General features: G+C 73.3%; 6 protein-coding genes. 4 read left to right on the plus strand and 2 right to left on the minus strand.

From position 1 onward, the window contains the following. Positions 1-103 precede the first annotated feature (103 nt). Positions 104-2161, plus strand: a complete 2058-nt coding sequence (locus ACFYON_RS24875) for a cellulose binding domain-containing protein (protein ID WP_354869775.1) — start codon at positions 104-106, stop codon at positions 2159-2161. Positions 2162-2168: 7 nt separating this feature from the next. Here ACFYON_RS24875 and ACFYON_RS24880 read toward each other — a convergent pair whose 3' ends face one another. Both ACFYON_RS24880 and ACFYON_RS24885 read right to left on the minus strand, forming a co-directional pair. Continuing rightward, positions 2169-3011: a phosphatase PAP2 family protein gene (locus ACFYON_RS24880; protein WP_354869778.1), complete on the minus strand. Its 843-nt coding sequence runs from the start codon at positions 3009-3011 to the stop codon at positions 2169-2171. A 74-nt stretch (positions 3012-3085) separates the two neighbouring features. Beyond that, complete coding sequence (locus ACFYON_RS24885) at positions 3086-4723, minus strand: MDR family MFS transporter (protein WP_354869781.1); 1638 nt, start codon at positions 4721-4723, stop codon at positions 3086-3088. Between the two features lie 121 nt (positions 4724-4844). Here ACFYON_RS24885 and ACFYON_RS24890 point away from each other — a divergent pair, with 121 nt between their 5' ends. From ACFYON_RS24890 to ACFYON_RS24900, 3 genes are all read left to right on the plus strand, one after another. Beyond that, positions 4845-5435 (plus strand): TetR family transcriptional regulator, encoded by a 591-nt coding sequence (locus tag ACFYON_RS24890; protein ID WP_354869784.1) that lies wholly within the window; start codon positions 4845-4847, stop codon positions 5433-5435. 133 nt (positions 5436-5568) lie between these two features. Beyond that, positions 5569-6627 (plus strand): SRPBCC domain-containing protein, encoded by a 1059-nt coding sequence (locus tag ACFYON_RS24895; RefSeq protein ID WP_354869787.1) that lies wholly within the window; start codon positions 5569-5571, stop codon positions 6625-6627. Positions 6628-6924: 297 nt separating this feature from the next. Further along, positions 6925-7511, plus strand: a 587-nt coding sequence (locus ACFYON_RS24900) for a cellulose binding domain-containing protein (RefSeq protein ID WP_354869790.1), incomplete at its 3' end; no start/stop codon positions are given.

The raw sequence follows: 7511 nt of genomic DNA on the forward strand, positions 1-7511 counted from the left end.
GCCGACCGTCGTTCCTGGGCATCCCGCCGCCGCAAGGCGTCCGGGAGGACGACGCAGACCGGGCATCGCCCCCGTCGTCCCACTCCCCGGAGGACACCCCCGCATGAGGAGATCCACCGCGTTCGCGGCCAGCCTGCTGCTGGTCGCCGCCGCGCTCAGCACTGTCGGCGGGCCGGTCGCCGCCGCCGACCCCACCGAACCGGTCACCGTCACGGTGAACACCCGCGCCGGGCTGGCCACCGTCCCGGCCACCGCGCTCGGCCTCAACCACGCCATCTGGGATTCGCAGCTCGGCAGCGCCGAGACGTCCGACCTGCTCAAGGCCGCGGGCGTGAAGATGCTGCGCTACCCCGGCGGCTCGTACGCCGACATCTACCACTGGGAGACCCACACCGCTCCCGGCGGCTACGTCGCGCCCAACACCGACTTCGACACGTTCATGGCCGGCGCCCGCCGCGTCGGCGCCGAGCCGATGATCATCGCGAACTACGGCACCGGCACGCCCGCCGAGGCGGCGGCGTGGGTCCGCTACGCCAACGTCACAAAGGGCTACGGCGCGAAGTGGTGGACCGTCGGCAACGAGAACTACGGCAACGGCCACTACGGCTCGGCCTGGGAGGCCGACGACCACCCGGACAAGAGCGCCACCCAGTACGCGCGGCTGGTGATCGAGTACGCCGACGCGATGAAGGCGGTCGACCCGAGCATCAAGGTCGGCGCGGTGCTCACCATGCCCGGCAACTGGCCGGACGGGATCACCGCCGGATCCGACCCGGGGCCGTGGAACCAGACAGTGCTCTCCCTCGCCGGCCCGAAGATCGACTTCGTGGACGTGCACTGGTACCCGGGCGGCGGCGCCGCCGACTCGCTGGTCCGCACCAGCCACCTGCCCGACGCGGCCTGGCTGCTGCGCCAGCAGATCGCCCGGTACGCCGGCCCCGGCGCGGACCGGATCGGGATCAGCTTCACCGAGCTGAACGTGGACGCCGGCCGCACCACGGCGCCCGGCGCGCTGTTCCTGGCCGACGCCTACAGCGGCCTGCTGGAACAGGGCGTGTTCACTGTGCAGTGGTGGAACGTGCACAACGGCATCGGCACCGTCTCCGAGGTGGCCGGGCAGACCGACTACGGCGACTTCGGGCTGCTGTCCAGTGGCAACTGCACGAGCGACGGCGAGGTGTGCCAGCCGGCGTTCAACACGCCGTTCGCGCCGTACCACGCGTTGTCCATGATGAACCTGTTCGCCCGGCCCGGTGACCAGCTCGTCCGCGCCGGAACCGACGAGCCGCTGGTGGCCGCGCACGCGGTCCGCCGGCCGGACGGCAGCCTCGCGGTCCTGCTGCTCAACAAGGACCCCGAGAACGCGCATCCGGTGGCACTCGACTACGCCGGGTTCACCCCCGCCGACGAGGCGCCGACCGTGCACACCTTCACCAACGGCGCGACCGCGATCAGCACCGGGCGCTCGGGCGACGCGACCGCCCGGACGCTGCCGCCGTACTCGCTCACCACGCTCGTGCTGCGACCGGCAGGCAGCTCGGCCGGGCGGCCCGGCACCCCGGGGCGGCCGACGGCCAGCGCGGTGACCGACCGCGCGGCGACCATCTCCTGGCCGGCGGCCACGCCCGGCGCGGCTCCGATCGCCAAGTACGAGGTGCACCGGCAGCACGGCGCGGTGAGCGAGCAGCTCGGCGAGACCGCCGGCACGTCGCTCACGGTGGGCAACCTCGAACCGGGCGCCCGCTACACGGTCAACGTGCTCGCCCGGGACACCGCCGGGCGGGTCTCGTGGTCGTCCCCGCCGCTGACGTTCGCCACCGGCAGCCCGGCCGAGAGCTCCTGCGCGGTGCGGTTCAACGACGACAACGACTGGGGCAACGGGTACGTGGCGAACGTCGAGGTGATCAACACCGGCTCGAAGGCGGTGGACGGCTGGACGCTGACCTGGACATGGCCGACGGGCTGGCAGCAGGTGAGCAGCGGGTGGAGCGCCACCTGGGACCAGCAGGGCCGCAACGTCCGGGTGACGCCCACCGCCGACAACCGGCGGCTCGCCGCCGACGGCGGGAGCACCACCGTCGGCTTCGTCGGCGCGTACAGCGGACCTAACGTGCCACCGACGGCGTTCCGCCTCAACGGGACGGTCTGCACGCTGCGCTGACCGCTCCTCAGCCGCGGCCGGGTGGCCGCAGCCGCACGTCGGCCGTCGCCGGGACCTTCGGGTTCCGGCGGCGGCCGGGGCGGCGCGGCGCCGGAACCACGTGCGGGCGCGCCGGCCCGGTCGCGAGCGCCGGCCGGTCCGGCGCGGGCGTCGGCAGCACGGCCAGGATCAGCCCGAGCAGCGCCACCGCGACGACGCCGTCGAGCCAGTAGTGGTTGCCGGTGACCACCACGACGAACGCGGTGGCCAGTGGATGGAGCAACCACAGCCAGCGGCGGCGTCCGCCGGTGACCGCCATCAGCGCCAGCGCGATCGCCAGCGCCCAGCCCACGTGCAGCGAGGGCATGGCCGCGTACTGGTTGCTGAGCTGGTCGGTGTCCGGGGGGCCGTAGACGCTCGGGCCGTACCGGGCGCCGGTGTCGACCATCCCGGTGAGGGCGGTCAGCCGCGGTGGCGCGAGCGGGACCCAGATGTGGAGCACGAGCGCCGCCGCGGTGAGCGCCGCCAGGGCCCGCCGCAGCCGCAGGTAGTGGGCCGGGCGGCGCAGCCAGAGCCAGACCAGGCAGAGCACCGTGGCCGGGAAGTGCACGAAGGCGTAGTAGGAGTTGACGGCCCGCATCAGCGGCTCGTGCGCCAGCAGCGGCCCCTGCGCGAGTGCCTCGTCGGGCAGGCGCAGCAGACGCTCCAGCCGCCAGATCCACTCGCCGTTGGCCAGGGCCGTCTCGGCCTGCCCGGTCACCACCTGCCGGCCCACCTTGTAGGCCAGGAAGAGCACGGCGACGAGCGCCAGCTCACGCGCCACCCGCTGCCATGCGGCGAGACGAGCGGGCGCGGTCCGCGTGACGTCCACGGCTCCTCCTTCGGTTCGTCCCCCCACGGACCAGGGCCGCCGCCGGGGTCGGCGACGGCCCTGGGAGTACGGGCTCAGCGGCGGGCGCGTTCCTCCCGGCCGGCCGAGTCCACGCTCACCTCGTCGAAGGCGGGCGCGCCGTCGACGGCGTCCGCTCCCACCGCCACCGAACGGCCGGTGTCCGGCAGATCGAGGCTGGAACGCAGGGTGACCGGACGCAGCAGCAGCGCCGCAACGATACCGACCACCGCGATGGCGGCCGAGATCAGGAAGATATGCCCGGTCGCGTCCCCGTATGCGGCCCGGACGATCTGCCGGACCGGCTCGGGCAACGCGTCGAGGTTGAGCGTGCTGCCGCCTCCGCCGGAGGTGGGGATGCCGGCCGCGGCCAGGTCGTGCGTGATCCGGTCGGTGACCCGGCGGGCCAGCACCGCGCCGAGCACCGACACGCCGATGGTGCCGCCGAGCGAGCGGAAGAAGGCGACGCTGGCGCTGGCCGCGCCGATGTCCTTGAGCGACACCGTGTTCTGCACCGCGAGCACCAGGTTCTGCATGGTCATGCCGACACCGACGCCGACGATGAACATCGCGATGCCGACGAAGACCAGCGAGGTCTCGTGGTCGATGGTGCCGAGCATGCCGAACCCGATCACGAGCACGACCGCCCCGAACACGATGTACGGCTTGACCTTCCCGCTGGCGGTGATCATCCGGCCCGCCACGATCGAGGAGATCAGCACGCCGGCCATCATCGGGATGGTGAGCAGGCCGGCCTCGGTCGGGCTGTAGCCGCGGCCGATCTGGAAGTACTGGCCGAGGAAGACCGCGCCGCCGAACATCGCCATGCCGACCGCGAGGCTGCCCAGGATCGCCAGGGCGGTGGTGCGCTCGCGGACGATGTGCAGCGGCACCACCGGCTCGGCGGCTCGCGCCTCCACCCACACGGCGAGCGCGAGCAGCAGCACCGCGCCGCCGACCATGGCGCCGGTCTGCCAGGAGAGCCAGGCGAACGAGTCGTCGACGAACGAGATCCAGATGAGCAGCACACTGACGCCGGCGGCGATGAGCGTGGCGCCGAGGTAGTCGATCTTGACGTTCTTCCGGCGCACGGTGGGCAGGTGCAGGGTGATCTGGAGCAGGAACAGCGCGACGGCCGCGACCGGCACACCGACGAAGAAGCACCAGCGCCAGCCGAGCCAGGAGGTGTCCACGATCAGGCCGCCCAGCAGCGGGCCGCCGACGGTGGCCAGCGCCATCACGCCACCCAGGTAGCCGTTGTAGCGACCTCGCTCGCGCGGCGGGATCATGGCCGCGATGGCGACCTGGACCAGCGCCTGGAGACCGCCGACGCCGATGCCCTGGAAGGCGCGGGCGGCGATGAGCTGCCCGGCGCTCTGCGCGAAGCCGGCCGCGACCGACCCGACCAGGAACACCACGATGGCGATCTGGATCAGCAGCTTCTTGTTGAACAGGTCGGCCAGCTTGCCCCAGATCGGGGTGGTCGCCGTGGCGGTGAGCAGGGTGGCGGTGACCACCCACGTGTACTGCGTCTGGGAGCCGTTGAGCGCTCCGATGATCTTCGGCAGGGCGGTCGAGACCACGGTGGCGCTCAGCATGGCCACGAAGAGCACGAGCAGCAGGCCGCTGAGTGCCTCCAGCGTCTGCCGCTTGGTCATCGGGGCGGCCTCAGCCGTCGCGGTGGGTGCGCTCATCCGCGCGTCCTCCAGATGTGTCGATGGGGTTGGCCGCTTCGTTGCCTCAAGCAATCAACACTAAACCTTGCCCGGTAGGCAAGTTTGCCCATTGAGAAATCGCTCACCTACGCTAAGCCGCATGGAGGAGTGCACCGGGCTGCGGGAACGCAAGAAGGCGGCCACCCGCCTCGCGCTGCACGAGGCCGCGCTGTCGCTCGCCGTCGAGCACGGCCCGGACCGGATCACCGTCGAGGCCATCGCCGACGCCGCGAACGTCTCCCGGCGTACGTTCTCCAACTATTTCAGTGGCAAGGAGGAGGCCCTCTTCCACGGCGACACGCTGCGGCTGCGCCGGCTGCTCGCGCTGGTCGCGGAGCAGCCGGCGGAACTCGGGCCGTGGGCCACGCTGACCCGGGCCGCCCTGGTCCAGGCGGAGGAGGGCTACGACGACCCGGCCGAGCCCTGGCTCAACCGGCGCCGGCGGCTGCACGGCCACCCGGCCCTGGCCGCCCACCAGGTCGGCGCGTACGCGGCCCAGGAGCGGGAGTTGGCCGCGGAGCTGGCCCGCCGGTTGAGCGGACCCGACGCGCCGCTGCGGGCCCGGGTCGTCGCCGCGACGTTCCTCGCGTCCCTGCGCGTCGCCGCCCACGAGTGGCTGGAACATCCCGGGCGAACCCTGCGCGACGTGCTGCGCGACGTGCTCGCCCGCGCCGCCCCGGCGGACGGCTGAGCCGTCCCCGAGACCGGCGGCCGTGCGACGGGGCCCGGACCGCGCTCGTCGCCATCCGGCACGGCAGCGGCCGGCCGAGCCGGTCGGCGACAGCGCCCCGCGCCGGCCTTGACACAGGACCTAGAGTCTCCGCGTGATCGAGATCGTCACCGAGGTCGACCTGTTCCACCCGCCCGCCCGGGTCTGGCGGGCGCTCACGGAACGTGCGCTGCTGGCCAAGTGGTTCGCCGACAGCGCGCCCGGGTCCGACCGGTGGATCCTGGCCACCGCCGCGCTGCCCGGCTACGACAGCGACACCGAGGTGGAGACCGTCGAGCTGCGCGCGCCGCAACGGCTGGTGGTCCGCTGCCAGGAGGACGGCCGGGCCACCCGGTTCGCCTGCGACCTGACCCCCACCGCGCACGGCACCCGGCTGTCGGTACGCGAGGTCCTCGAGGACGGCGACTGGGACGCCGACGCCCGCGCCGCGCAGCACGAGCAGGCAGTCACCGGACGGCTGCCGGCGATCCTCGACTGGCTGGCGTTCCAGAACGTCGACCTGCGCCGCGCCGAGGGCGGGCTGACCGCCGAACTGCCCGTGGTCCGGCTCCTCGGCGACGATCACCGCCGGCCCGGGCGGCGCCGGGTGCTGCTGGCGGCCGGCGCGGTGACGCTGCTCGCCGCGGCGGCCGGGGCGACTGTGTGGGCAACCGGTGACGACCCGCCCGCGCCGGCCGCGCCGCTGCCCACGACGTCGCTCGTCATGCCGTCCAGCGCCACGCCGTCGGCCCGCCCGACGACCGCGCGGCCCACGCCCAGCGCGAGCCGCCGCAGCGCGTCGCCCTCACCGACACCGTCACCCACCCGCAGCCGTACGCCGAGCCCGACGCCCTCGACGGTGGCGGCGGCGCCGCTGAGCGCCACCTACGAGACGGTCAACGACCGGGTCTTCGGCTACCGGGGCCAGGTGGTGCTGCGCAACCCCGGACCGTCGCCGCGTCCGGTCTGGACGGTCACCGTGACGCTGCACGACGGCGCCATCGTGGGCAGCGTGAGCGGGGCCGAGGCGAAGCAGGACGGCACCGTGGTCACGTTCACCGGTGGCGCGTTGCCGGGCGGCGAGTCCGCCACGATCCGCTTCGACGTCCGCGACCCGGCGCACGACGCCCCCGCCGCCTGCACCGCGGGCGACACCCCCTGCACCCCCGCCTGACCCCCACCCCACCCCCACTCACCCTCCGCCCGCCCGCCTCCGCCGCGTCGACCATGACGTCGGGCCGCGGATCTGTCCGCATCGAGCTCGGTCAACCTCATGATCCGGAGGACCGGGGCGGGGCGGGGCGAGCGCGCGTTAGCGCGGGCGGGCGACGGCATGCGGCGCGGTGGGCGCGGAAATGAATTGTTGAGTGCATGGGAGCGCTCCCGTAACATCCCTGACGCGGCCGTTAACGCTCACAAAACAATCGCCACCGCCAATGTCGGAGCCGCTGCCCCCGCAGGAGGTCATTCCATGTCCAGATCCAGATCAGTAAATGCCATATTGGCGTCGGCGGGCGCCGCGCTGCTGGCGTCGGGGACCGTCGCCGTGGCGCTGCCCGCCGGGGCCGCCGCCGCGGGATGCTCGGTCAACTACGCGATCTCGTCGCAGTGGCAGGGCGGCTTCGGCGCCAACGTCACCGTCACGAACCTGGGCGACCCGGTGTCGAGCTGGACCCTGACGTGGTCGTTCGGCGCCGGCCAGACGGTGACCCAGTCGTGGAACACGAGCCTGACCCAGAGCGGGGCCGCGGTCACCGCGCGCAACGTCGACTACAACGGGTCGATCCCGACGAACGGCACCACGTCGTTCGGCTTCAACGGCTCCTGGACCAGCAGCAACCCGGTGCCGACCAGCTTCGCGCTCAACGGGGTGACCTGCACCGGCGGAACCACCACGCCGACGGGCGACCCGACCGGCGCACCCACCACCGCGCCACCCACCACCGCGCCGCCGACCACCGCACCGCCGACCACGCCGCCGCCGGGTGGTACGTGCAGTCTGCCGTCGTCGTACCGGTGGTCGTCCACGGGTGCGTTGGCGCAGCCGCGCTCGGGCTG

Source organism: Micromonospora sp. NPDC005686, from assembly GCF_042871665.1.
In the GTDB taxonomy this organism is placed as follows: domain Bacteria; phylum Actinomycetota; class Actinomycetes; order Mycobacteriales; family Micromonosporaceae; genus Micromonospora.